Origin of the sequence: Streptomyces sp. NBC_00328 (assembly GCF_036139655.1) — a bacterium.
In the GTDB taxonomy this organism is placed as follows: Bacteria; Actinomycetota; Actinomycetes; order Streptomycetales; family Streptomycetaceae; genus Streptomyces.
In genome coordinates this window covers 9,725,337-9,749,735 of record NZ_CP108013.1, presented here as the reverse complement: position 1 = coordinate 9,749,735, position 24,399 = coordinate 9,725,337, and the positions used below count along the sequence as shown (strand labels likewise).

Below are 24,399 nucleotides of genomic sequence, written 5' to 3'. Positions count from 1 at the left end.
CGTCACTGCGGGGGATTGCCGTGCTTGCGAGAGGGCAGGTCCGCGTGTTTGCTGCGGAGCATCGCCAGCGAGTTGATGAGGACCTCGCGGGTCTGGGCCGGGTCGATGACATCGTCGACCAGGCCGCGCTCAGCGGCGTAATAGGGGTGCATCAGCTCGGCCTTGTACTCCTTGACCATGCGCTCGCGCATGGCCTCGGGGTCTTCGGCCTCGGCGATCTGCTTGCGGAAGATGACGTTGGCGGCACCCTCGGCGCCCATCACCGCGATCTCGTTGGTGGGCCACGCGTAGGTCAGGTCGGCGCCGATGGACTGGGAGTCCATGACGATGTAGGCGCCGCCGTAGGCCTTGCGCAGGATCAGCGATATCCGCGGGACGGTGGCGTTGCAGTACGCGTACAGCAGTTTGGCGCCGTGGCGGATGATGCCGCCGTGCTCCTGTCCGACACCGGGCAGGAAGCCGGGCACGTCCAGCAGCGTGATGATCGGGATGTTGAAGGCGTCGCACATCTGGACGAACCGCGCGGCCTTCTCCGAGGCCTCGATGTCGAGCACACCGGCCAGCGACTGCGGCTGATTGGCCACCAGGGCGACCACCTGGCCGCCCAGCCGCCCCAGGGCGCAGATGATGTTGCGCGCCCAGCGCTCGTGGACCTCCAGGTAGTCGCCGTCGTCGACGAGCTCCTCGATCACCTTGGCCATGTCGTACGGGCGGTTGCCATCGGCCGGAACCAGGTCCAGCAGCACCTCGCTGCGGCGGTCGGCCGGGTCCGCGGACTCCGCGCGCGGCGGGTACTCGCGGTTGTTCTGCGGAAGCATGGAGAGCAGGTAGCGGACCTCAAGGATGCAGGTCTCCTCGTCGTCGTACGCGAAGTGCGCCACGCCCGAGGTGCCGGCGTGCACGTCGGCGCCGCCGAGGCCGTTCTGGGTGATCTCCTCGCCGGTCACCGCACGGACCACGTCCGGGCCCGTGATGAACATCTGCGAGGTCTCCCGGACCATGAACACGAAGTCCGTCAGCGCCGGGGAGTAGGCCGCGCCGCCGGCGCACGGGCCCAGCATCACCGAGATCTGCGGGATGACCCCGGAGGCCTTGGTGTTGCGCTGGAAGATGCCGCCGTAGCCGGCCAGCGCGGAGACGCCCTCCTGGATACGGGCGCCCGCGCCGTCGTTCAGGGACACCAGCGGCGCGCCGGCCGCGATGGCCATGTCCATGATCTTGTGGATCTTCGTGGCGTGCGCCTCACCCAGCGCGCCGCCGAAGATCCGGAAGTCATGGGCGTACACGAAGACCGTACGGCCCTCGACCGTGCCCCAGCCGGTGATCACACCGTCCGTGTACGGCCTCTTGGCCTCCAGGCCGAAACCCGTCGCCCGGTGCCGGCGCAGCTGCTCGACCTCCCGGAACGAGCCCGCGTCCAGCAGCAGCTCGATGCGCTCCCGGGCGGTCAGCTTGCCCTTGGCGTGCTGCGCCTCGGTCGCCTTCTCACTGGGGCCGCGCAGCGCCTCCGCACGGATCGCGTGCAGTTCCGCCACCCGGCCGCGCGCGTCCGAAGGCTCGGCGGTCACTTGGAGAATGTCATTGAGGACTGTCACTGTGCCTGCCTCCCTCATGAGCGCGGCCGGACTGCACCCAGTCGACAAACCGCTATGCGGTTTACATGAGGTGAGGGCTGGCACGCGCGTGAATCAGCGTTGGAAAAAGCGCCTGCCGATTCGCGGCCGGCGCTCATGGCTCTATCGCCAGCCGTACGGGGAACGCCACTCGCCGCCGGGGTCCTCGGGACGGCGCCACGACGGGACGGCGGGAAGCGGCTCCTGCTCACAGGTCACCGCCGTCCGCCCGGCCAGCAGTGAGCACAGCACGACGGCCACCGCGGCGAGTTCGTCATCGTCGGCCCGTCCGCGCTCGACCCGCAGCGCGAGGGGTGTGACGTCCGCTTCACCCATGTCCGCTCCTCTCGGTTCCGGCCACCGTCCGGTACCGCGCTACAGAGGCACTTCAGTGCCGCTCAAGAGGCGCCGGAGCAGGCGGCCCGAACCGCCACCCACGCTGTGAGCCGGAGAAGGGGCGGGCTGCGCACAGCGGTGCCACCGACCGCGGGCGGCGACGGCGAACGATCCCGTACGGAGGCTCCGATTCCTCTGGAAACCAAACCGGTTGCCCCCTATTTTCCTCCACAGCCATCTCCGTCTCGTTTCAGGGGGAGCGATGAACGCGAGCACGTTCCGGTTCGAAGGTCCGTCGATCGAGCACACGACGACGCAAGCCGCTCAGTCACCTTTCCGGTCGACCGAACCGCTTCACGGGCACCTGACCACCACGGTCCCCAGGGAACTGGTGCACCGGGCAGCCGTCGCCGAGGTCGTGCTCACCGGCTGGCAGCGCCTGGGCGACGCCCACTTCGCGATGACCGCCCAATGGCCGCGGGGCCACAGCTTCTTCACTCCCGTGAACGGAACCCACCACGACCCGCTGATCGCCGCTGAAACGATCTGCCAGGCCGGTGCCCTGCTCGCCCACGCCGAGTTCGGCGTTCCCTTCGCCCACCAGTTCCTGCTGGACGAGCTGGCCTTCACCGTGCGTCCCGAGGAGATACGGGTCGGCGGGACGCCCGCCGCACTGGACCTCGACGTCACCTGTTCGAAGATCAAAAAGCGAGGCCACCGGCTGGCCGGCATGTGTGTCGAGACCAGGGTGCTGCGCGAGAGGCGGCTCGCCGCGTCGGGACGGATCTCCTTCAGCACCATCACTCCGGCCGTGTACCGGCGGCTGCGTCCGCAGCGCGTCCTCGACGCCGGGGACCGCCCCCTCCCGCCGACGGCTCCGGTGGCCCCGGCCGCCGTGGGGCGCTTCTCACCCACCGACGTGGTCCTCTCCCCCACCGGCGAGCCGGACCGCTGGCAACTGCGCGTGGACACCTGCCACCCCACCCTCTTCGACCACCAGGCCGACCACGCTCCGGGCATGGTGCTCCTCGAGGCCGCCCGCCAGGCGGCGACCGCGGTCCTGGACAGACCCTCGATCCTGCCGCTCGGCCTCGACTGCGCCTTCATGAGGTACGTGGAGCTGGACCTGCCCTGCCTGATCGAGGCCCTGCGCCTGCCCAAGGCCGCGCCCGAGGACCCGGAGACGGTTCTCGTCACGGGCCGCCAGGAGGGCCGGCCCGTGTTCACCTCGACCCTGCGGGCCGCCCCGTTCGACTGACCGCGCGAAGAAATCGACAAGAACTCGCGCAATAGCCAAGCCGAGTCCGTCTGTTCCTCCTGCGGCTTCACCTGCAACGCCGACAAGAACGCATCAGTCAACGTCGCGGCAGGACAGGGCGGGATCCCCCGCCCCCGGCGCACAGCCGGTGCCGGAGGGGCGACAACGGCCACCGGCCGTCCGAACGCCCGTGAACCTCAACCCCTTTGGGTTGGAATCCCCCTCTTTCAAGAGGGGGAGGATGTCAACGAGACTCAATCCCTTGAGGCCTGCTACAGGATGGCTGGACCGCACGTCTGTCCGTGCGTCGCGATGTCCAGCGCGGCTGGTGGCCGGGTTTTGTTCGACGCGTTCGGGAGAGCGTTGCGGCTCTGCTGCGCTGATTGCCGAGCCGCCTCCTCAGCCGGAGCTCTCGCCCCTCCCGGTCCTCGCCAACGCCCGTCTCGATGCGTTTGCGGGGTGTCCGGAGGCGTCCCTCGCGTTGGCGACGCTCGCCGCAGCCGAGGGACTCGGCGGGCGAGGCAGTGCCGTGCCGCAGCCGGCCGAACGCGGCGGCGAGCACCGGCAGTACCTCGTCGCGCAGCAGTTTGTCCCGGCACAGGACCGCCGCGTCGAGGGAGCGGTCCCGGCCGGGTCCGGGCGGGACTGCACGCGCCGTCTATCCCGGGCGGGACGCCGCGGCCGTCGCACCACCGGGCTTCAGCCCGCTCAGGACGTCGGCCGAGGCCAGCCGGGGCAGCAACAGATCCCAGAACTGCACCAGCGTCTGCGCCGACGTCCACGTACGGTCGTCCGCGCCGAGCTGCTCGAAACCGACGGTCGCCGCCACCACCGTGACCGAGGCATCGGCGGCGGACACCCCCTGGGCGAGGACGCCTTCGCGCTCGGCGTCCTCGAGCACCTCCTCGACCCAGCTCTGCCACTGTCCGCGCAGATCCACGGCCCTGTCGCGGCGCGGCGGGCCGCTGCCCAACTCGAAGCCGGCCCGGACCACGACGTCCTGGTCCAGCCGCTCCATCAGGGCATGGGTGGCGTCGATGAGCCGCTGCAGCGGATCGGGGCTGCCCGTCTGCGCCGAGGCGGCGATCGCACGGACCACGGCGGCCGCCTCGTCCTCGACCCCGCGCGCCAGGGCCTGCTTGCTCTCGAAGTGGAAGTGCAGCGCACCATTGCTCACTCCGGCCCTCCTGCTGATGGAGGTGAGCGAGGCCACAGCGAAGCCGTCTCGTGCGAACACCTCGGCCGCCGCTCGCACCAAGGACTCGCGCGTGCGCGCGGCACGCTCCTGCTTCACCATCGACGGATCTCCCCTGACTGCGGTCGGCCGGCCGCACAGCGGACCGGCTCTCACGTTCGTGCCTGCTCGTGCGGCGCCTGCCGGGGGCGGGTTGCCGCGCCCGCGCGTGCACACGGGAAGACAGACCGGCGCGGTTCGCACGAGGCCCCGCGAGGGACCGGGCGCGTACCCGCAGGCGTGTCCGGGTGGTCGGCGCGGCCGCCCACCGAGCCGCGCGACACGGGCCCATGGGATCGGACTTGCGCTCCTCACTCATGGACCTTCGCGGCCCGGCCGACGAGGACGATGATAACAAACCGCACACGCGGTCTCTATTTTACCTGCGAAGATACAGCGAAGCCAGTGCCGCTTCGGCGCTGTTTTCCGATGCGCCGGGACGCGGATCCAGCCGTCGACGAAATCCGGCCACCGGCGCCTCCCCACCCACGGCCACCGCGCCTTCCCGCGGCGGGGCAACACCCGGACCACGGCCGGTTCGCTTCGCCCGGCCGCCGACGACCTGCCTTGATCAGGGTCTTTCCCTTTCCCCGAAAGACACCGTCGGACAGTCCGCTCGAGGGCGACTCGAGGGGCGGGCGGGTGACGCCTCCCGCACACCCCGTGGACCGCAGGTGGTCCACGGCGCCGCGACCGCGGACGGCTTGCCCGTTTCGGGTCGACATGAAGGGATACGGGCACTCCTCTGCATATTTGGAACTACTCGGTCCACATATTGCACATTGGAACTTCGCATTCCTTCTAGAAATTAAACCGGGTGGTATGTATCTTCCATGTCCTCGGGGATCCAGCACCCACATTCAGGCCAAGGCCTAGGCGGCTCGGGGGAACCATGTCTACGAGTACGTACCGCATGAACCGCGTGATACCCGGCATGACGGGTCTGGGGGGCCATGCAGCCCCCGCAGGAGGCGGCGTCCTCGCCCTCCAGCCTCTGACCAGTACTGTTCCCAAGGAACTCGTTCACCGCGCGAGCGTCGCCGAGGTCATGCTGACCGACTGGGCGCGCAGGGGCGATCACCACTTCGCCCTGGCCGCCCAGTGGCCTCGCGGGCACAGCTTCTTCACGAACGTCGACGGCTGCCACGACCCGTTGATCGCCGCCGAGACGATCCGCCAGAGCGGCTTGCTCCTGGCGCACGCCGAGTACGGGGTCCCGTTCGGCCACCACTTCCTCGTGAGCGATCTCAGCGTGGCGGTACGGCCTGCGCATCTGCGCGTCAACGGAACTCCCGCCTCGCTCGAACTCGACGTCAGGTGCCGTGACGTGAAGGAGCGCCGCGGCGAGGTGACGGGGTTCCGCATCGAGGTGGAGATCTACCGCGACGGCGACCTCGTCGCGACCGGAGGCGGCACGCTGACGTGCATCGCCCCCCGGATCCACCAGCGGCTGCGTGCCGTCCGCGACCCCGGCTGCGCGCGCGTCCTCCCGCTGACGGCCCCGGAGCCACCGCAGACCGTCGGGCGCATGTCCCCCATGGACGTGGTCCTCTCCCCCGTCGGCGAGCCGGACCGGTGGCAGCTGAGGGTGGACACCCGCCACCCCGTGCTCTTCGACCACATGGTCGACCACGTGCCCGGCATGCTGCTCCTCGAGGCCGCCCGCCAGGCCGCGGCGGCGACCCTGGGACACGCCCGCCTGCCGCTCGCCGTCGCCAGCGAGTTCCTGCGGTACGTCGAGCTGGACGCCCCCTGTGCGATCGAGGCGTGCCTGGTTTCGGGGACGGGCGAGGAGGGCGCGAGGACCGTGCTCGTCACCGGCCGGCAGGGCGGGGCGACCGTGTTCCGGTGCACCGTGACCATGGCCCCGCCCCTCCGGTGACCGCCCTCGGGCATCCGCTTCCCCCGGGGAGGCCGCAGCTCTTTGGGGGAAGCGGATGCCACTCGGGTCCGCCCGCCGGTCACCCGCCCGGTGCGAAAGCCGCCAGATGGTCCTCGGCCCACGCACCGAACGTGCCCGCCGGGCGGCCGGTCAGTGTGCCGACGGTGTCCTCCACCCCGGCCTTCGCGCCTGCGCGCTGGCGTTCCGCGCTCTCCAGCAGCGCTTCGACCACCGGCGCCGGATAACGGCGTGCGAGTGCGGCGCGCGCGTCGTCCGGGGTGAGTTCCTCGAAACGCAGCGGGACGCCCAGCAGCCGGCCGAGCTGCTGCGTCTGCCCGACCGCGGTGACGGCCTCGGGTCCGGTCAGCGTGTAGGCGCGGCCGGCGTGCCCCTCCTCGGTCAGGACGCGTGCGGCGACCTCCGCGACGTCCCTCGGGTCCACACAGGCGTTGCCCGAGGTCCCGTGCAGCGCGCGAACGGTGCGCGCGGACCGGACGGACGGCGCCCACGACAGGGCGTTGGAGGTGAACGCGCGCGGGCGCAGCAGGGTCCACTCCAGGCCGGAGGCGCGCAGCAGATCCTCGTTGGCGCGCTGCCAACGGGTGATGAGATCATCGGCCTGCTCGTCCAGCACCGTGGCGGCGGAGAGCTTCACCACCCGTTGCACTTTGGCCGTTCGTGCCGCGCGGACGAACCGGTCGTCGTCGTCACCGGCGACGCTGGTCGTGACGAGGAACGCCGTCCGTATGCCGTCCAGCGCCCTGGCCAACGATCGCGGATCCCTGTAGTCCCCGGCGACCGTCTCCGCCGTCGCGGCCGCCCCGGCCACCTTCGCGGGATGCCTGGCCATGATGCGGACACGCCGGCCGGGCGCAAGCCGCCCGAGCAGTTCCCGGCCCACCGTCCCCGTCGCCCCGGTCACCAGGATCACCGGGGGTCTCCTTCGCCCGCCGAGGCCACGCCGTCATGCGATCCGTCCATGGACTCCTGCTCCTCCGGCGATGCTTTTCCACAACTGATTGAATGTCGTACGGCTGGAAGGGGGTACGCAAACACCAAACAGCTGTAATATACAAACTGGACGGTTTTTTTATTGGGTCTCCGGGCTCATCGACAGGAGGAGGCCGGCATGGCGAAGCAGGAGCGGGCGGTCCGGACCCGGCACGCGATCCTCTCGTCGGCAGCCAGGATCTTCGAGGAACGCGGCTACCAGGCGGCGACCGTCAGCGAGATCCTCGCCAGCGCCGGAGTGACCAAGGGAGCCCTGTACTTCCACTTCCCCTCGAAGGAACACCTCGCCGAGGGCGTCCTGCACGCCCAGGACCTCAACGTGCCCATCCCCGAGCGCGCCTGCATGGTGCAGCAGCTGGTGGACACCGTGGTCCTGCACGCCTACCGCCTGCAGACGGACCCCATGGTCCGGGCGGGCGTCCGCCTGTCGCTCGACCAGCAGGCCCAGGGGCTCGACCGCAGCGGACCTTTCCTGCGCTGGAGCGAAGTGGGGGTCGAACTGCTGGACAAGGCCAAGGCCCAGGGCGAGCTGCTGCCCCATGTGGTGTCGGGCGAGACCGCCGACGTCCTGGTGGCAGCCTTCGCCGGCGTCCAGGCCATGTCCCAGGCTGTGTGCAATTACCAGGACCTGCCCCCCAGGGTCAGCGCCTTGCTGCGCCATGTGCTGCCCAGTGTGGTCCTTCCGTCCGTCCTCGCCTCGGTGGACCTCACCGCGACCAGGGGGGCCGCGGTCTACGCCGAGCTGCAGGCTCTGCACCCCGAGCTCGAGCCGGCACCCGTCAGCTGACCGCCCCGGCGAGGACACCGGCGGCCTGCGCTCCCGCGCCCCGGCCGAAGTACGCCGTCAGGGCGGCGGCCGGCCCGTCGGCCCCCGACGCCCAGGCGATGTAGCCGTCGGGCCGCACCAGCAGGGCGTCGCAGGGCAGTTGAGGCACCGGCTCGGCATGCACCACCCGCACCAGCCCGGCCCAGCCCCGGGCCTGCTCGGCATAGCCGCCGCTGCCGCCCCTGTCGCCGAAGAGCAGCAGCAGCGGGGACCCCTCGCGCAGCAGGCCGATCACATCGGCCGTGCCTTCCCGGGTCCGCAGGACGGCGTTGCGCAGAAACGTCCCTTCCCAGGGAGAGGAGTCCGCGGCGCGCGCGGGCAGCACGGTGTCCTGGGCACTGACCATGGAGGCCAGCACACCGCTCTCCCCTCCCCCGGCCAGCAGCTCGCCGAACAGGGCGCGCAGCGGGTCGAGTTCGGGGCCGGGCCGCATCAGGGCGAGCTGGGCGCGCGTGTTGTCGATCACCCGCTGGGCTGCGGGCCGGCGCTCCCGGTCGTAGGTGTCGAGCAGCCCCGCGCCCGCCCTGCCGCGTACCGTGAGCGCGAGCTTCCAGCCGAGGTTGACGGCGTCGAGCAGTCCGGTGCTCAGCCCCTGGCCACCGATCGGGAAGTGCACGTGCGCGGCGTCCCCGGCCAGCAGGATGCGCCCCTTGCGGTAGGAGGCGACCAGCCGGGAGAAGTCGCTGAACCTGCTCAGCCACCTGGGATCGCGCATCGCGATGCCCCCTCCGGTGATCCAGTTGACCTCGCGGTGCAGCTCTTCCAGCAGGAGCGGCAGATCGCGCCGGGTATGCGCGCCCTGGCAGTTGAGAGTCCGCAGGCGGACCGTTCCGCCTCCCACGTGCTTGGCGACGACCCAGCCACGCTCGGTGCGGTGCCACCCCGCCTCCAGGCCCACGCCCTCCCCGACGCGGACGTCGCCCGCCATCGCCGAGATGGTGGCGGGGTAGGTGCGGGAGGCGAAGCCCGCCTGACGGCGTACGAGGCTGCGCGCCCCGTCGGCTCCCACGAGGTAGCTGCCCGTGCAGAGCACCGCGCCGCCCGGCCCCTGCGCGGTGACGCTCACGCCGCCCGGCCCCTGCCGTACCTCCGCCACCCGGTGTCCGCGCAGGATCCGCGCGCCGGCGGCCCGGGCCCGCCCCTCGAAGTGGCGCTCGAGTTCTTCCTGTGAGCACTTCAGGATCGGCTGCGGCTCGGCGGGCGGGGCCGAGATGGCCAGCCCCGGGATGCCGGCGAAGTGGAACGGGCTGCTGACCGGCGCCGGGCCGTCGCCCTCCCCTTCGGTCACGAGCCCGGTGAGATGTCCGCGCCGCACGAGACTCTGCACCGCGCGGGCGTGCAGTGTGCTCGCTTTGGGGCACCGGGAGACGGCGGTCCGCGACTCGACCACCACGGTGCGCACTCCCTGCCCCGCCAGTTCACAGGCGAGGAGCATCCCCACGGGCCCCCCGCCGACGATCACCACTTGCCCTTGTACGCAGCGCACCATCCCGGACCTCCCCCAGTCGTGGACCAGTACACGAGCGGCGAGGCGAAGGAGGCTCAGCGCACCGGGCCTCGGCGTCCACCCCGTCCGAACAACGTCCCTCCTCCCCGCAGGAGTTGAGCTGCCCAGCTCACTCGTTCGTACGAGCGAAGAAAAATATACCGGGTGAGCGGTTTCTTTGCAACGGCGGTGCCGGTCCTGCTTCCCCTCACTGGAGGCGGCAGGCGCACACGGCCCCCGGGAGAACAGATCACCCGGGTCCCGCTGCTACAACGGCAGCGCGACGCCCGGCTCCCGCATCGCCGACGACGGCGGCCCGCCCTGCGAACGCCCGGTCCTGCACCCCTTGCCGCCCGGCGCCGGTGTCCGCGGACCGACGGCCTCGGCCGGCACCCCGGCCGCGTACAGGCCCTCGGGGCCGGTGTCGCGGTCGTGCGGCAGCAGCCAGAACACCCGGCGGCGGAAGGTGCCCGAAAAGCGGGACGGTTTGGCGCCGGGGCCCAGCAGCACGCAGCCGACCATGCGTCCGCCGCGGCGGCAGAGCGGCTCGCCGCGCCGCGTCGGCAACAGGTCCAGGCTCCACCGTACGCAGTCGAGCGTGCCGATACCCTCGAGCCGGACCAAGTCGGCCTCGGGAACGAGCTCGTCCTCAGCGATGAGAGCGCTCATACCGTCTCCTCGTCGGCGACCGGTCCGACGCCCGGGCAGTACGTGCGCCGGCCGGACAGGACCATCTCCTCGGGCGACGCCAGTCCCACCACCTCGCGGACCCGGGCCGCGAAGGCGCGTGACGAGACGACCGGGGCCCCTCATTCTGACACCACGCCTTGCAGGCAGCGTAGAGCCGCGCCCGTTCCGCTCGCAGGTCACCCTCCAGCCGGCAGGACCCGGCGAGAAAACGGCCGGTGCGGTCCTCGGCGTCGCCGGACCGATCTCCGCACTGCCCCACCCGCCCCCTCCACGCCCCACCGTCAACTCCTGCAAGCGCCAGCCCCGCTCCTTCGCCCCCACCCGCCACAAGGCTCTGGCCCGTAGTCGGTGGTGACGGTGGGTGTCTGTCAGGCGAGCAGGATGCGGTGGCGGAGGAGGTCGAATTCCGCGCGTCCGTGCATCTGCCTCATGATCCGTTTGGTGCGGGTGTTGACGCCTTCGGTGCGGCCGTTGTGGTAGGGCAGGGTGAGGCCGGCGTTGACGGCGAGCAGGTCATTTTCGAGGCCGTTGGTGAAGCTGTGCAGGTGGGGCAGTGCTGCGGCGCGGGCGGTCGTGATCCACTCGGTGAGCTTCAGGTCGTTTCCCTTGGCTGGTTTCAGCAGGGTGGCGAAGACGTGTATGAGATCGGCGAGTTGGGTCATCTCCGGGCAGGCTGCGGGGGTCTTCTCCAGCAGGGCCGTTTCCTTCGGGCGCAGGTTTTCGGGGTCGGTGAGCAGGAGACGGCCGGCGTGACGTGGCGTGGTGACTGGTCGGTCGCCTTCGGCGCGGCCTTGGCTGAGGTAGCGGACCAGCAGATTGGCGCTGCCGGTGTAGCCCAGGTCTTGAATCTCGCGCAGCAGGTGGGTGACGGGGACGGCGGGGTCGGCCCGGCGTCGTTCGCGAAGGTGGTCGCGGTAGGGGTCGACGAGGGTCGGTCGGTAAGCGGGGGTGAGGCGCAGGGCCTGGGGTTCGGGCAGGCGGGCGTAGCGTTTGACGGTGTTCAGGGCCAGGCTGAGGCGGCGGGCGCATTCGAGCAGGCCGACGCCCTGGCCGAGGAGATCGTGGATCTTGTTCCAGCGTTCGCGGGTGGTCTGCTCGCGTATGCCGCCGGGGCGGGGCGGGTTGATGGTGGCCCAGCAGCCGGCATGCGCGCGGATTTCGAGCAGGGCCTTGTCGCAGAGATTCCGCCAGAGGTGCCAGCGGTCGCTGACCTGCACTGCGTCGGGCAGAGCACGGCGGATGGCCTCGGCGTAGGTGCCTGATCCATCCCGGCACACGACCTCGGCACCAGGATGTTCGCGCAGCCACTTCTCCAGGGTGTCCGCGGTGCGGTCGGACAGCACGTCGATCCGCTCGCCGGTCTCGGCGTTGGTCACGATGGTGGCGTAGCGGTGACGTCGCTTGAGCGCGAAGTCATCCACTCCGATCACCCGTGGGACCGCCCGCCGGGGCAGCGGCAGGCGCCGCAGATGGTGCAGCGCGGTACTGCGGGAAACGGGCATGGCCAGCAGGCCGGCCAGGCGGGTCGCCGCCCGGCCGCACAACTCCCGTGCCACCTGGGCAATCTGCCCAGCCAGCCGTACCGTGCGGCGCTGATGGCGCTCCAGCAGTCCGGGAATCTGCTCGCGGAAGGTCTGCCGTCGGCAGCCCAGGATCGGGCAGGCCAGCCGTCGTACGCGCAGGTGAACGACGACCTGGCGGCCGTCGACCGGCACGTCCACCACCGTCCGGCGGTGATACCCATGGGCCTCGCCGTCGGCGATCCGCACACCGGACACGGCACCGCCACATCCCGAGTGCGGGCCGTGACCACTATCGCGTCACCGCCATCCGTCACGTCCTCGACGAGCAGCGCCGAAAGCCCGGAAAACACCGTCCCCACAAGGGAGTTGACATCCATCACAAGATCATGATCATGGACGGCTACTCGACGTCACCACCGACTACGGGCCAGAGCCGTTGAAATGGACACTCCCATCAACAGCGGATTCGCCAGATGAGCCAGTCAGCTTTTGATCCTCCACGCCTGACGGCTGCGGAGCTCCTTCGTCAGGAGCCCCGCCGTATCGCATGGGCGATGACCTCACCGATGAGAACTGCGGTCGCCGCGGGTCCACGGTGAGGGGCATCCGGGAGGATCGAGGTGTCCGCGATACGCAGTGCGCGGATGCCGTGGACGCGGCCGAACTGGTCGACCGCGGCGTGCTCGGCGTCGTCCGCCGGGCCCATCGGCACAGTGCCGCAGGTGTGTTGGGCAGTGCCGACCCGGTCACGGATCCAGTGGTCGAGGGCCTGATCGTCGGCGAGGACGCGCGGGGACGGGCCGAGCAGTCCGGATGAGAGGTCGGCCAAGGCAGGGGCGTCGAGGAGGGCAGCGGTGACCCGCACGGCCTCGCGCAGGCGTCGGCGGTCGTCTGGCGTGGCCAGGTAGCCGTAGTTGATGCACGGGGGCACGTCCGGATCCACGGACTGGATGCGCACGGTTCCCGTCGGCCGAGGGGTCAGGTCGGACACCAGGAACGGCAGCGGCGCGCCAGGGGCCCCGGTGGCTCCGGCGACGAGCCCGGCGATCGGGGTCAGGGACTGGAGGACCTCCAGGTCTCCCGGGCCTTCGCTCGCACGGCTGGTGGAGGTCAGGTGGAGGCAGCCACCGAGCCATGAGTCGGCTGGCTCGCCAAGGTCGTGGTGGGGGAGCCAGTCCAGGGCGAGTTGAGGGTGGTCGCTGAATCGGGCGCCCACGGCGGGAGCGTCGCGGACGACGGGGATGCCGGCGCGTTCCAGGCAGGCGCGTGGCCCGATTCCGGAGAGTTGCAGCAGCTGTGCCGTTGCGAAGGCTCCGGCGCTCAGGACGACGGAGCCGGCACCCATCGTGGTGTGCGCCTGATCGTGTTCGACGACGACGCCGGTGGCCCGGCCGTGCTCGACGACGACCCGGCGCACCCTGCAGCCGCCCAGAAGGGTGAGGTTGGGGCGGTCGAGGACGTCGGGCGTCAGATAGCTCAGTGCGGTGTTGTGGCGCACTGCGTCGACGGAGTTGGAGGGAACGGGGCCGAAGCCGGGCGGTCCCTGGTCGTTCTTGTCGGGGTCGGACGGAAAGCCGAGGGCGTACGCGGCGTCGCGGAAGGCAGCCGCGGCGGGGTGCCGCAGCGTGCCACGCCTGATCCTCATCGGGCCCCGGCCGCCGTGCAGTTCACTCGGGTCGTGGTCGAGGTCGGTCTCGAGTGCCCGCAGGTGGGGCAGCACGTTGTCGTAGGACCAGGCGGGATTGCCCGCAGCGGCCCATCGGTCGAAGTCCTCGCGCCGGGCTCGGACGAAGTAGCCCCCGTTGACCGTCGTAGAGCCGCCGAGGATCCTGCCCCTCGGGACTGACCACGGCCGCTCCGGCATGAGGTGCACGGGGGTGGCGCTGACGGCCGGATGGCCGGGCTGTGCGCCAGGGACCAGCCGTGCATCCAGCAGCGCCGGCCCGAATCCGGACGGGCCACGGGGCGTCTGCCCGGCCTCCAGCACCAGCACCCTGCGGTCAAGATCCTCGCTCAACCGCGCCGCGAGCACCGCGCCGGCGGCGCCTGTTCCCACGACGATGACGTCGGGGCGAGGGAACTCTTCCAGGGGCATGGGCGTGATCCAAGCCGAAGCCAACTGCCCCTCGCAAGAGATCAGTTCACCGTGGCGGAGCAAAATTCACAGGCGGCACACCTTCCCTTTCGGCACCGAATGCCAATATTCTCACGGGAGCCGACGGCTGCACGCACGTATTCCATACTCATGTCCCATGACTCAGGAAGAAGCGCATGCACGAGACCGAACCCGTCCCAGCGGCACCGGCCGACACCGGGGAACCGACGTCACCTGACACTCTGATCGAGGCCGACGACCTGGTCGAAGAGGTCTCGATCGACGGCATGTGCGGCGTCTACTAGTCCGCGTTCATGACTACCCTCGACCTCGATCGCGCCTGGAGCCTGCATCCACAGGTCTCGATACGGCCGGAACCCTTCGGCGCGCTGCTCTACCACTTCGGCACGCGCAAGCTGTCCTTTCTCAAGGACCGCGGACTGCTCGCGGTCGTCCAGGCGCTCGCGACGGCGCCCACCGCACGGGCGGCCTGCAAGGCCGCCGACATCGCCGACGGGGACATCCCCCGGTACGGGCGCGCCCTGGGCGTGCTGGCACAGTCGTCGATGCTGGTCGAAAGGACACCGGCCCAATGACCTCGACTCTCCCGAAAAACCAGCCCGGTTTACGTCTGGTGGACCTCTTCGAGCACGGCCTCGATGCCCCGATATGCCTGACCTGGGAGCTCACGTACGCCTGCAATCTGTCCTGCACCCACTGCCTGTCCAGCTCCGGCCGGCGCGACCCCCGCGAGCTGACCACCGACGAGGCCAAGGCCGTCATCGACGAGCTGGAGACCATGCAGGTCTTCTACGTCAACATCGGCGGTGGCGAGCCGACCGTGCGGCCCGACTTCTGGGAACTGCTCGACTACGCCACCGCCCACCGCGTGGGCGTCAAGTTCTCCACGAACGGCGTGCGCATCACCCCGGAGGTCGCGCGCCGGCTGGCCGGCAACGACTACATCGACGTACAGATATCGCTCGACGGCGCGACCGCCGAGGTGAACGACGCGGTGCGCGGGACCGGTTCGTACGACACGGCAATGCGCGCGATGCGCAACCTGTCCGATGCAGGGATGAAGAACTTCAAAGTGTCGGTGGTGTGCACCCGGCACAACATCCCGCAACTGGACGACTTCAAGGAGATCGCCGACCGGTACGGCGCGCAGCTCCGGCTGACGCGGCTGCGCCCGTCCGGACGCGGCGCGGACGTGTGGGACGAGCTGCACCCCAGGCCCTCACAGCAACGACAGCTGTACGACTGGCTGTTGGCCCACGGCGAGCAGGTGCTCACCGGCGACTCCTTCTTCCATCTGTCCGCGTACGGGCAGGCGTTGCCGGGGCTGAATCTGTGCGGCGCGGGACGGGTGGTGTGCCTGATCGACCCAGTCGGGGACGTGTACGCCTGCCCGTTCGCCATCCATGACGAGTTCCTGGCCGGGAACGTGCGCGGGCAGGGAGGGTTTGCGCGGGTGTGGCGCGACTCCGAGCTGTTCCACCGGCTGCGCCGGCCGCAGCAGGGCGGGGCGTGTGCTTCCTGCGCGTTCTACGACACCTGCAAGGGCGGCTGTATGGCCGCCAAGTTCTTCACCGGACTGCCGCTGGACGGGCCGGACCCGGAGTGTGTCCAGGGGTATGGCGAACCGCTGCTCGCCATCCGCGGGGCCGTACCGAAGCCGTCCGGCGACCATTCCCGCCGCCCTGTCGCCGTCGTCCGACGCCCGGACCTCGACCGGCCACCGGTCGGTCCCTGCGCCGAAAACCCGCTGGCGCGTACCCCGTTGGCCTGAGACCGGGCTCGCCCAGCCCTGCGGCCGCATCGGACAAGAGAAGGTTCCATGAGTAGAAATCCCTGGTTCGAGACGGTCGCCGAGGCTCAGCGGCGCGCCCGACGGCGTCTGCCGAACATGGTCTACGGAGCGCTGGTCGCCGGATCCGAGCGCGGCCGTACCCTGCACGACAACGCCGGGGCCTTCGCCGAGCTCGGCTTCGCGCCGCGCGTCGTCGGCCACCACGCCGAGCGTGATCTCACCACCACGGTTCTGGGCATGGAGTCGGCGTTCCCCGTCGTCATCTCGCCGACCGGGGTGCAGGGCGTCCACCCGGACGGCGAGATCGCCGTCGCCCGCGCGGCCGCGAACCGGGGCGTGGTGATGGGGCTGAGCTCGTTCGCCAGCAAGCCTGTGGAGGAGGTCACCGCGGCCAACCCCAACACCGCCTTCCAGATGTACTGGTCCGGCAGCCGCGACGCGATGGTGCAGCGTATGGAGCGGGCAAGGGCTGCGGGCTGCACGGCGCTCATCGTCACCCTGGACTGGTCGTTCTCCCACGGGCGGGACTGGGGCAGCCCCACCATCCCCGAGAGGGTCGACCTCAAGACGATGCTGAAACTCGCCCCGGACGTGCTGCCGCACCCCGGCTGGCTGTGGAAGTTCGCCCGGGCCGGGCGTCTGCCCGACCTGACCACTCCGAACCTGGCATCGCCGGGGGGTACGGCGCCCACGTTCTTCGGGGCGTACGGGGAGTGGATGCAGACGGCGCCGCCCACCTGGGACGACGTCAGCTGGCTGGCGAAGGAGTGGGACGGTCCGTTTCTGCTCAAGGGGGTCACCCGGGTCGACGACGCCAAGCGTGCTGTCGACGCCGGTGTCACCGCTCTGTCGGTGTCCAACCACGGCGGCAACAACCTCGACACCACCCCGGCCACCATCCGTGTCCTGCCCTCGATCGCCGAGGCCGTCGGCAATCGAATCGAGGTGCTGCTCGACGGTGGCGTGCGACGCGGCGGCGACGTCGCCAAGGCGCTCGCGCTCGGCGCTCGCGCGGTGCTGATCGGCCGCGCGTACCTGTGGGGTCTCGCCGCGAACGGGCAGGCGGGCGTCGAGAACGTCCTGGACATCCTGCGCGGCGGTCTCGACTCCGCGGTCCTCGGCCTCGGGCATGCCTCCGTGGGCGAGCTGGGCCCGGACGACCTGGTGATACCCGACGGTTTCGAACGCGTTCTGGGTGCAGGCTGAACCATGGCCACCGAACTGGTCCGCACCGCCTGGCCCGCGGTCCCCGCCGACGGTGCGCTCGTCCTCGTCCCGGTCGGCTCCACCGAGCAGCACGGCCCGCACCTGCCGCTGAGCACCGACAGCGTGATCGCCGAGGCCGTGGCCACCCGCGCCGCGGCACGTCTGCCCGGCCCGGTGCTGGTCGCGCCCACGATCTCGTACGGCAACAGCGGCGAGCACGCGGGCTTTCCCGGCACGCTCTCCATCGGGCACGAGGCACTGAAGCTCGTCCTGACCGAGACCGTGCGGTCGCTCGCGCTGTGGGCGTCGCGCACCGTCTTCGTCAACGGCCACGGCGGCAATGTCCGTGCGCTCGACGAGGCCGTCGGCCAGTTGCGGGCAGAAGGCCACGATGTCGCGTGGGCGGGGTGCGTCTTTCCCGGCGGCGACGCCCACGCGGGCCGTTCGGAGACCTCCGTCATGCTCCATCTCGCCCCCGGCGACGTGGATCCGGCCGCCGCTGCCGCCGGTGACACCCGGCCGATCGCGGAACTCATGCCCGAACTGATCGCCGGCGGCGTCCGCTCCGTCGCCCCCAACGGGGTGCTCGGCGATCCCGCCGGGTCGTCCGCGCGGGAGGGCCGCGAGCTCATCGACGCCCTGGTCGCCGCCACCGTCCGCCGTGTTGTCGCCGCGGCCCCCGACCGGCGCGGCCGGCTGACGGACCCGGCCCCGGCCGCGGCGGCGAGCCGATGAGCCCGCTCCCGCACGGATTCACCGTCGCGCTCGACCGTCACACGCTCGTCGTCGACGACGGCCGCGCCCTGCTCGGCGGCTCCCCTACCCGCCTGGTGCGCCTGACCCCGCGTGCCCGGGCGTTGCTGACGGGCCGCACGCTGCGGGTGCGCGACGCGGCCGGCGCCGCCCTCGCCGACCTGCTTCTGGAGCGCGGTCTCGCCCACCCGCTTGTCGATGCGCTGTCGCCGCACCCGGACCCGCGCTGCACTTATGTCGTCCCGGTCCGCGACCGACTGCGCCAACTCGACCGCCTGCTGGGCAGCATCGGCCCGGGCAGCGAGGTGATCGTCGTCGACGACGCCTCACGCGACCGGACCGCCATCGCGGCCGTCGCCGTCCGGCACGGTGCCCGGTTCGTGCCGCTGCCCGTGAACGTGGGTCCGGCAGGGGCCCGTAATGCCGGACTGCGGCTGGTCCGCACCCCGTTCGTGGTCTTCGTGGATTCCGACATCGTCCTCGCCCCGGACACCGTGAAAACGCTGCTCAAGCACTTCACGGACACGCGCGTCGCGATCGCCGTGCCGCGCATCGTCGGTCTGCGCACCCCTCGCTCGTCCCGCTGGATCGGCCGTTACGAGCAGGCCCGATCCTCCCTCGACCTCGGCGCGCACCCGGCGTCCGTGCGGCCCGGTTCCTTCGTCTCCTGGGCCAGCACCGCCTGCATGGTCGCCCGTGTGGACGCCGTAGCCGACGGCTTCGACGCGCGGATGCGGGTCGGCGAGGATGTCGACTTCGGCTGGCGGGCCGTCGCCCGTGGCTGGCGGCTGCGGTACGAGCCCGCAGCCGTCGCCGCCCACGAGCATCGCGTCTTGCTCGGCGACTGGTTCGTCCGCAAGGCCGTGTACGGGTCCGGCGCGCAGCCGCTGGCCGAACGGCATCCTCGGGCCATCGCCCCGGCGGTGCTGGCCCCGTGGAGCACCGCGTTGGTCATCGCCCTGCTGGCGCAGCGCCGGTGGTCGGTGCCCGCGGCCGCCGCGGTCTGCGGAGTGACCACACTGCGCATCGCCCGCAAGCTGGAGGGCACCGACCACCCCGTGTGGCTGGGGGCGCGGCTCACCGCCAACGGCGCGGTCGCCGCGCTCAGCCAGACGGGAGCGCTGCTCACCCGGCACTGGTGGCCCCTCACCGCTCTCGGCTGCGTGGTGTCCAGGCGGGTACGCCGTGCCGCGTCGGTGGCCGCGGTCGCCGACATCGTGCTGGAGCTCGGCCGGGGACGGGTGGGTCTCGACCCCGTCCGCTACGGTGTCGCCCGCCGCCTCGACGACCTCGCATACGGGGCGGGCGTCTGGTTCTCCGCCGCCCGGGGCCGCTCCCTCGCCGCGCTGCGGCCCCGGCTACTCCTCGGCGGCCGCGGTCAGAGGCCGGCCGCGAGCCGACGCAGCGTCGCGTCCAGCAGTGCGGGGAGATCCGAGCCGGGGTCGTCCAGCCACATCTCGTAGGCGGTGACGGCCGCCGCCAGGGCCGCGGCACCGATCAGCCGCGGCTCCAGCGCGGTGGGCGGCAGTCCGGCGCGGGCGGCCGCAAACTCCGTGACGACGGCCCGCCAGGAACGGAACCTCAGCGTGGAATCGGCCTGCAGCGCGGGTACCCGCAGGATCAGGTCCATGCGTCGGCGGTGCCACGGCACCGTGCCCTCGTCGAAGCTGTTGAACTCGATGATCATCGTGCGCAGCGCGTCCATGGCCGGCACGTGTGCGGGCACTGCCGCCAGCAGCTCCCGCAACCGGTCCAGCTGTCCTTCGAAGTCGCCCCAGACGAGATCGTTCTTGGAGGCGAAATACCGGAAGAACGTGCGGCGGCCGATGCCCGCAGCGGCCGCGATGTCGTCGACGGTGGTGTCGTCGAAGCCCTTCTGCTCGAACAGCTCGAACCCGAGCCGCTCCAGCTCGGCGCGCGATGTGACCCGCGGCCGCCCCGCACGCACCAGCCGTGCGGCTCGCGTCTCTGCCATGCCCGCAGGCTATCGGCCCGACCGTCAGATTCCGGCACCGATGGGGTGCCCGATCACGACCGACGTGAGCAGCAGGCCGGCGGTGGCGGCCCAACGCCCATGGAACATCTGCAGTCTGCCGCCGGCGTGCTCGGGGCCCGGCACCAGCAGGTGTGCGGCGAACGTGCCGTCGCAGGTGAAGACCAGGCTCGCCTCGGAGAAGTCGAGCGGGCGGCGGGTCAGCGGGAACCATGCCTTGTAGACGCTCTCCTTGGCGCTGAACAGCAGGCGGTCCGGGTGGGCCGCGCCGCTCATGCGCGCCATCCGTGCCCGTTCCTCGGAGCAGGCGATCGCATCGAAGACACCGTCCGGCAGCGGCAGGTCCGGTTCCGCGTCGATGCCGAGCGAACGCAGTTCGGCCGCGGGGGCGACAGCGGCGGCGCGGTAGCCGGCGCAGTGGGTCATGCTGCCCACCACGCCGTCGGGCCAGCGTGGTTCGCCCTGCGGTCCCGGCAGGAGGGCGACGGGCGCAACGCCCAGGATCCCCAGTGCCTCGCGGGCGCAGTGACGCACGGTGGCGAACTCACGCCGCCGTTCTACGACGGCACCGCTGATCCGCGCGGCCTCCTCGGGCAGCAGCACGGACTCCGGAGCGTCCTCGACGCTCCACGACACGGCGGCCTTGTCCGGCAGAATGCGCTCGATCACGAGACCTCCCGCGCCGCGCGAGCCGACCGGACCCGGCGCAGGACACCGTCCGGCATACCGTGCCTGCGCCACTCCCGCTGATATCCCAACGACACCTCCTGGAACGGCACCCCGTTGTGCGCGGTGGTGCGGAGGAGGCGCAGATGACCGTGGACGACGCCTTCGACGCGATGGCGCCGGTGCCACCCGGCGGTGGCTTCCGTGCCGCACCACTGGGCGGCCTCGGGGAAGCGGAGGATGTCTGTTGGGTGCCGGACCAGCGGGTAGTGGTTGACCAGCAGCAGCGGTACGTCCGGCGGGTAGGCGCCCTCGGGGGCAGGAGGACGCAGCCGCTCGGCGATGCGCCGGTTGTTCTCATGGCCGACATGCGGATCGCTGATCGCCCACAGAGTGCCGTGCTCCGTACCGTTCGCCTGGTTCACGGAACCGATAATGTTCACGGGCCCGGCGGCCCGACCACCCCTATCCGGGTCAACTACCGCCCCGACAAGGGCAACTAGGGGTTATTGGCACGCTCACCGCGACCGCAGACTGGCCTCATGAAGACTGAGAACCGGGAGAAGAGTGCCCTGGTGTTCCCTGGAATGGGGCCTTCCGCCTTCGGCGAAGCCGGCAGGTTCATGCTGGTGAATCCCTTCGCCCGGAGGCTCGTCGCAGCAGCGGACGACGTCCTCGGCCACTCCCTCTTCGACCGGTTCCGGGAGGCGGAGGGCGACTACTCCGTGCCCGCCCAGATCGCCTTCTTCGTGAACTGCGTGGCCCTCGCCGAGTGGGCCGAGGAGGAGACGGGCCTCGAACCCTCCTACGTCACGGGGCCGAGCTTCGGCGGCAAGGCCACCGCCGTGCGCTCCGGCGCGCTGTCGTTCGCCGACGGCGTCCGGCTGACCGAACGGTTCGCCCACTGCCTCGACGAGTTCTTCGCACGGGAGTACCCCGAAGAGGTCGCGACCCAGTCCTTCGCCCGCACCCCAGCCGCCGTGCTGGAGGAGATCCTCGCCGAACTCACCGCGCAGGGCGAGGAGTTCGAGGTCACCTGTGTGGTCGACGAGGACTTCCGCATGCTCACGCTGCGCGCGGACCGGCTGGAGTGGCTGCAGCAACGGCTGCGCGCGGTCGGCGGCCTGCCGCTGTACGTCATGCGGCCGCCCATGCACGCGTCGGCCTTCACCGCGTTGCGGGCCAAGGCCGACGAGGAGGTCATGGCGAGCCTGACGTTCCGGGACCCGACGCTGCCGGTCGTCTCCGACCAGGACGGCACACTGCTGACCACCGGCGAACAGATCAGGGACCTGCTGCTCGACTGCTGCACCCGCCCGGTCGCCTGGCCCACCGCGCTCGGCTCACTGCGCCGCCTGGGCGTCGGCACGCTGTGCGTCGCGGGCCAGGACGCCCTGTTCGGGCGCGTCGGCGCAGCGACCGAGAACTTCACCGTCGTCCCCGCCAACCCGCGGCTCGCGCTGCGCCCCAGACGCCGTCCCGCGGCGGCCTGAGCACGCCCCCCGGCTGCCCGTCACCTTCCGGAGGAACCATGACCCAGCAGCATTCCGGCGGCCTGCACCACCGCTTCCTGCGCGGGCTCGCCCACTCCGCCGACCGCCCCGCACTGCGCATCGGCTCCGAGAGAGTCACCTACCGGGAACTGCACGAGCGTGCCCTCGTCCAGGCCGGCTCGCTCGTCGGTGCAAAGGCGGTCGGCGTCCTCGCCGACAAGAGCGTCACCGCGTACGTGGGCGTGCTCGGCGCCCTGTACGCGGGGGCCACCGTCGTCCCCCTGCACCCCGACTTCCCGCCGCACCGCACCCGGCACATGCTCGAACTGTCCGGGGCCACGGCCGTCGTCGCCGACGAACGAGGACGTGGCGTCCTGGCCGGGCTCGGCGACGGCCTGCCCGTCCCGGCCGGCACCGACCCCTCCCGCGCGCTGACCGCACCGCTTCAAGCCGGGCCGGACGACACCGCGTACATACTGTTCACTTCCGGCTCCACCGGCCGCCCCAAGGGGGTGCCTCTCAGCCACGGAAGCACCTGTCACTACTTCCAACTCATGGACGAACGCTACGACTTCACGTCCGACGACGTGTTCTCCCAGACGTTCGACCTCAACTTCGACTGCTCCGTGTTCGACCTGTTCTGCGCCTGGGGCTGCGGCGCCACCGTCGACGTCGTCCCGCAGACCGCCTATCTCGATCTGCCCGGATACCTGGACCGGCGCGGGATCACCGTGTGGTTCGCCACACCCAGCGCCATCTCCCTCGTACGTCGCATGGGCGGCCTCGCGCCCGGAGCACTGTCCTCGCTGCGCTGGAGCTTCTTCGCCGGTGAGGCTCTGCGCACTCACGACGCCACGGCCTGGCAGAGTGCCGCACCCGGCTCGACGCTGGAGAACATCTACGGGCCGACCGAGCTGACCGTCACCATCACGCGCCACCGCTGGGACCCGGAGATCTCGCCACACCACAGCGTCAACGGGCTGGTCCCGATCGGCGCCGTGCACCCCGGCCACGACCATCTGCTCGTCGACGAGAACGACGCCGAGTCCCCTGACGAGGGCGAACTCCTTGTCACCGGACCACAAATGACCGCGGGCTATCTCGACCCCAGGGACGACGCGGGCCGCTTCGTGCACCGCGACGGCCGCCGCTGGTACCGCACCGGCGACCGGGTGCGCCGCCTGCCCGACGGTGAACTCGTCTACCTCGGCCGCCTCGACTCCCAGGTGCAGATCCAGGGCTGGCGCGTCGAACTGGCCGAGGTGGAGCACGTCCTGGGTGCGTGCGACGGCGTGGCGGAGGCGGTGGCGGTCGGTGCGAGCACCCAGGCCGGCACCGAACTCGTCGTCTTTTACACGGGGGATGTCCGCCCGGCGTCCCACCTCACGCGCTCGCTGAGGGAGTCGCTCCCCAAGGGAATGCTGCCGCGCCGCTTCGAGCACCTGCCCGAGCTCCCGCTCAACTCCAACCGCAAGGTCGACCGCAAGGAACTGGCCCGCCGGGCCGGCGAGTTGCTGGCGTGATGCCGTAGGCCGGCCGGCGGGTGGTCACAGGTTTGACCGACGAGCTTGGTTCAGCGGTGTGTTCACAGTCCCTTGAGGTACTCCGTCAGGACGTCGTGGAAGGTATCCGGCTCCTCCAGATGCGGCAGGTGGCTGGACTCCTCGAAGATCACCCAGCGCGCGTCGGGGATCAGTTCCTGGTACGGCCGCACCGCCCTGGGCGTGGCCTCGTCATGGCGTCCGGACAGAACCAGCGTCGGTACGACGATGTCCGGCAGGCAGTCCTCCACCCCCCAGTCCCGCAGGGTGCCGATCACATGGAACTCACTCGGCCCGTTCATGGCGTAGTACACCGTCGGGTCGTTGTAGACCTCGTAGAACGACGCCCGGTACTCACGCGGCCACGGCTTGAGCCGGCACACGTGCTTCTCGTAGAAGGGTGTCATGGCCTCGTAGTACTCCTCGCTGCTCGTGGTCCCGGCGGCCTCGTGGCGCAGCAGCGTCTCGTTGACGCCGGGCGGCAGCTGTGAGCGCAGCACTGCCATCTCCTCGAGCCACAGCGGGTACGAGGCAGGGGAGTTGGCGACGACGAGACCGCGCAGCCCCTTCGGGCGGGCGGCGGCGTGCCGGGCGGCGAGCAGGCCGCCCCACGACTGCCCATAGAGGATGTAGCCGTCGGCTATGCCCAAAGACCGCAGCAGGTTGTCCAGTTCGGTCAAGAACAGGTCCACGGTCCAGAAGTCCGGCCCGCGGCCGGGCAGATGGGTGGAACCGCCGTTGCCGATCTGGTCGTAGTGGACCACCGGCCGGCCGTCCTCGGCCAGCCGGGCCAGCGGCAGCAGGTAGTCGTGGGTGGAGCCCGGTCCGCCGTGCACGACGACCACGGGTGGCATCCCGCTGCCGAGGTTCCCGGTCACGCGATACCACGTCTTGTACTCGCCGAACGCGACCGTTCCCTTGGCGCTGGGGGTCAGTGACATGTCCCTCATCCACTCCGCGTGTTCCGATGGTCAGGCCCG

The 24,399-nt window shown here is 70.9% G+C and carries 22 protein-coding genes and 1 pseudogene; 11 read left to right on the top strand and 12 right to left on the bottom strand.

Annotation, left to right across the window (positions count from 1 at the left end; all coding sequences use genetic code 11):
* Positions 1 to 2: 2 nt before the first annotated feature.
* Both OG485_RS42875 and OG485_RS42870 read right to left on the bottom strand, forming a co-directional pair.
* On the bottom strand, positions 3 to 1,613 hold the full coding sequence (locus OG485_RS42875; protein WP_443048637.1) for an acyl-CoA carboxylase subunit beta: 1,611 nt from the start codon (positions 1,611 to 1,613) through the stop codon (positions 3 to 5).
* 123 nt (positions 1,614 to 1,736) lie between these two features.
* The gene (locus tag OG485_RS42870; protein ID WP_326783044.1) at positions 1,737 to 1,949 is read right to left on the bottom strand and encodes an acyl-CoA carboxylase subunit epsilon; all 213 of its coding nucleotides are present in this window, start codon (positions 1,947 to 1,949) and stop codon (positions 1,737 to 1,739) included.
* 262 nt (positions 1,950 to 2,211) lie between these two features.
* Here OG485_RS42870 and OG485_RS42865 point away from each other — a divergent pair, with 262 nt between their 5' ends.
* On the top strand, positions 2,212 to 3,207 hold the full coding sequence (locus OG485_RS42865) for a ScbA/BarX family gamma-butyrolactone biosynthesis protein (protein WP_328663478.1): 996 nt from the start codon (positions 2,212 to 2,214) through the stop codon (positions 3,205 to 3,207).
* Between the two features lie 658 nt (positions 3,208 to 3,865).
* On the opposite strand, the gene OG485_RS42860 is transcribed toward OG485_RS42865, so the two are convergent.
* Positions 3,866 to 4,504 carry a ScbR family autoregulator-binding transcription factor gene (locus tag OG485_RS42860; protein ID WP_326783046.1) on the bottom strand — a complete coding sequence of 213 codons (639 nt, stop codon included), beginning with the start codon at positions 4,502 to 4,504 and terminating at the stop codon, positions 3,866 to 3,868.
* An 829-nt stretch (positions 4,505 to 5,333) separates the two neighbouring features.
* Between OG485_RS42860 and OG485_RS42855 the strand changes: the two genes are divergently transcribed.
* Positions 5,334 to 6,323, top strand: a complete 990-nt coding sequence (locus OG485_RS42855; protein WP_328663480.1) for a ScbA/BarX family gamma-butyrolactone biosynthesis protein — start codon at positions 5,334 to 5,336, stop codon at positions 6,321 to 6,323.
* A gap of 79 nt (positions 6,324 to 6,402) precedes the next feature.
* On the opposite strand, the gene OG485_RS42850 is transcribed toward OG485_RS42855, so the two are convergent.
* Positions 6,403 to 7,254, bottom strand: a complete 852-nt coding sequence (locus OG485_RS42850; RefSeq protein ID WP_328663482.1) for an NAD(P)H-binding protein — start codon at positions 7,252 to 7,254, stop codon at positions 6,403 to 6,405.
* 198 nt (positions 7,255 to 7,452) lie between these two features.
* Between OG485_RS42850 and OG485_RS42845 the strand changes: the two genes are divergently transcribed.
* A complete protein-coding gene (locus tag OG485_RS42845) occupies positions 7,453 to 8,121 on the top strand; it encodes a ScbR family autoregulator-binding transcription factor (protein WP_328663484.1) in 669 nt (222 codons plus the stop codon).
* Here OG485_RS42845 and OG485_RS42840 read toward each other — a convergent pair.
* The 4 genes and pseudogenes from OG485_RS42840 to mftG all read right to left on the bottom strand — a co-directional run bounded on the left by OG485_RS42840 (position 8,114) and on the right by mftG (position 13,954).
* Positions 8,114 to 9,649: an FAD-dependent monooxygenase gene (locus OG485_RS42840; protein ID WP_328663485.1), complete on the bottom strand. Its 1,536-nt coding sequence runs from the start codon at positions 9,647 to 9,649 to the stop codon at positions 8,114 to 8,116. The two genes, OG485_RS42845 and OG485_RS42840, sit on opposite strands and share 8 nt — an antisense overlap.
* Before the next feature lie 264 nt (positions 9,650 to 9,913).
* Entirely contained in the window at positions 9,914 to 10,315 is a 402-nt protein-coding gene (locus OG485_RS42835; protein ID WP_328663487.1) for a DUF6009 family protein, read from the bottom strand.
* Between the two features lie 389 nt (positions 10,316 to 10,704).
* Positions 10,705 to 12,236: pseudogene (locus tag OG485_RS42830) on the bottom strand (ISL3 family transposase).
* Positions 12,237 to 12,385: 149 nt separating this feature from the next.
* Complete coding sequence (mftG, locus tag OG485_RS42825) at positions 12,386 to 13,954, bottom strand: mycofactocin dehydrogenase MftG (protein ID WP_328663489.1); 1,569 nt, start codon at positions 13,952 to 13,954, stop codon at positions 12,386 to 12,388.
* 176 nt (positions 13,955 to 14,130) lie between these two features.
* Here mftG and mftA point away from each other — a divergent pair, with 176 nt between their 5' ends.
* Genes mftA through mftF form a run of 6 tightly spaced genes read left to right on the top strand, consistent with a single transcriptional unit; the run spans position 14,131 to position 19,189 of the window.
* On the top strand, positions 14,131 to 14,259 hold the full coding sequence (mftA, locus tag OG485_RS42820) for a mycofactocin precursor MftA (RefSeq protein WP_328663491.1): 129 nt from the start codon (positions 14,131 to 14,133) through the stop codon (positions 14,257 to 14,259).
* Between the two features lie 9 nt (positions 14,260 to 14,268).
* Positions 14,269 to 14,550, top strand: a complete 282-nt coding sequence (gene mftB, locus OG485_RS42815) for a mycofactocin biosynthesis chaperone MftB (RefSeq protein ID WP_328663494.1) — start codon at positions 14,269 to 14,271, stop codon at positions 14,548 to 14,550.
* Positions 14,547 to 15,746, top strand: coding sequence for a mycofactocin radical SAM maturase (gene mftC, locus OG485_RS42810; RefSeq protein WP_328663496.1), 1,200 nt, complete (start codon positions 14,547 to 14,549; stop codon positions 15,744 to 15,746). Before mftB ends, mftC begins: the two co-directional genes overlap by 4 nt.
* A gap of 48 nt (positions 15,747 to 15,794) precedes the next feature.
* On the top strand, positions 15,795 to 16,973 hold the full coding sequence (gene mftD, locus OG485_RS42805; RefSeq protein ID WP_328663498.1) for a pre-mycofactocin synthase MftD: 1,179 nt from the start codon (positions 15,795 to 15,797) through the stop codon (positions 16,971 to 16,973).
* A 3-nt stretch (positions 16,974 to 16,976) separates the two neighbouring features.
* The gene (gene mftE, locus OG485_RS42800; protein ID WP_328663500.1) at positions 16,977 to 17,708 is read left to right on the top strand and encodes a mycofactocin biosynthesis peptidyl-dipeptidase MftE; all 732 of its coding nucleotides are present in this window, start codon (positions 16,977 to 16,979) and stop codon (positions 17,706 to 17,708) included.
* Positions 17,705 to 19,189: a mycofactocin biosynthesis glycosyltransferase MftF gene (gene mftF, locus OG485_RS42795; RefSeq protein WP_328663502.1), complete on the top strand. Its 1,485-nt coding sequence runs from the start codon at positions 17,705 to 17,707 to the stop codon at positions 19,187 to 19,189. Before mftE ends, mftF begins: the two co-directional genes overlap by 4 nt.
* Here the strand turns inward: mftF and mftR are convergent.
* The 3 genes from mftR to OG485_RS42780 are packed head-to-tail and all read right to left on the bottom strand — an operon-like array spanning position 19,105 to position 20,810.
* The gene (gene mftR, locus OG485_RS42790; protein ID WP_328663504.1) at positions 19,105 to 19,701 is read right to left on the bottom strand and encodes a mycofactocin system transcriptional regulator; all 597 of its coding nucleotides are present in this window, start codon (positions 19,699 to 19,701) and stop codon (positions 19,105 to 19,107) included. The two genes, mftF and mftR, sit on opposite strands and share 85 nt — an antisense overlap.
* Before the next feature lie 24 nt (positions 19,702 to 19,725).
* Positions 19,726 to 20,388: a 4'-phosphopantetheinyl transferase family protein gene (locus tag OG485_RS42785; RefSeq protein WP_328663506.1), complete on the bottom strand. Its 663-nt coding sequence runs from the start codon at positions 20,386 to 20,388 to the stop codon at positions 19,726 to 19,728.
* The gene (locus OG485_RS42780) at positions 20,385 to 20,810 is read right to left on the bottom strand and encodes a hypothetical protein (RefSeq protein WP_443048639.1); all 426 of its coding nucleotides are present in this window, start codon (positions 20,808 to 20,810) and stop codon (positions 20,385 to 20,387) included. Before OG485_RS42780 ends, OG485_RS42785 begins: the two co-directional genes overlap by 4 nt.
* Before the next feature lie 117 nt (positions 20,811 to 20,927).
* Here OG485_RS42780 and OG485_RS42775 point away from each other — a divergent pair, with 117 nt between their 5' ends.
* Positions 20,928 to 21,878, top strand: a complete 951-nt coding sequence (locus tag OG485_RS42775) for an ACP S-malonyltransferase (RefSeq protein WP_328663507.1) — start codon at positions 20,928 to 20,930, stop codon at positions 21,876 to 21,878.
* 38 nt (positions 21,879 to 21,916) lie between these two features.
* Positions 21,917 to 23,401 carry an amino acid adenylation domain-containing protein gene (locus OG485_RS42770; RefSeq protein ID WP_328663510.1) on the top strand — a complete coding sequence of 495 codons (1,485 nt, stop codon included), beginning with the start codon at positions 21,917 to 21,919 and terminating at the stop codon, positions 23,399 to 23,401.
* A gap of 62 nt (positions 23,402 to 23,463) precedes the next feature.
* On the opposite strand, the gene OG485_RS42765 is transcribed toward OG485_RS42770, so the two are convergent.
* Complete coding sequence (locus OG485_RS42765; RefSeq protein ID WP_328663512.1) at positions 23,464 to 24,360, bottom strand: proline iminopeptidase-family hydrolase; 897 nt, start codon at positions 24,358 to 24,360, stop codon at positions 23,464 to 23,466.
* Positions 24,361 to 24,399 lie beyond the last annotated feature (39 nt).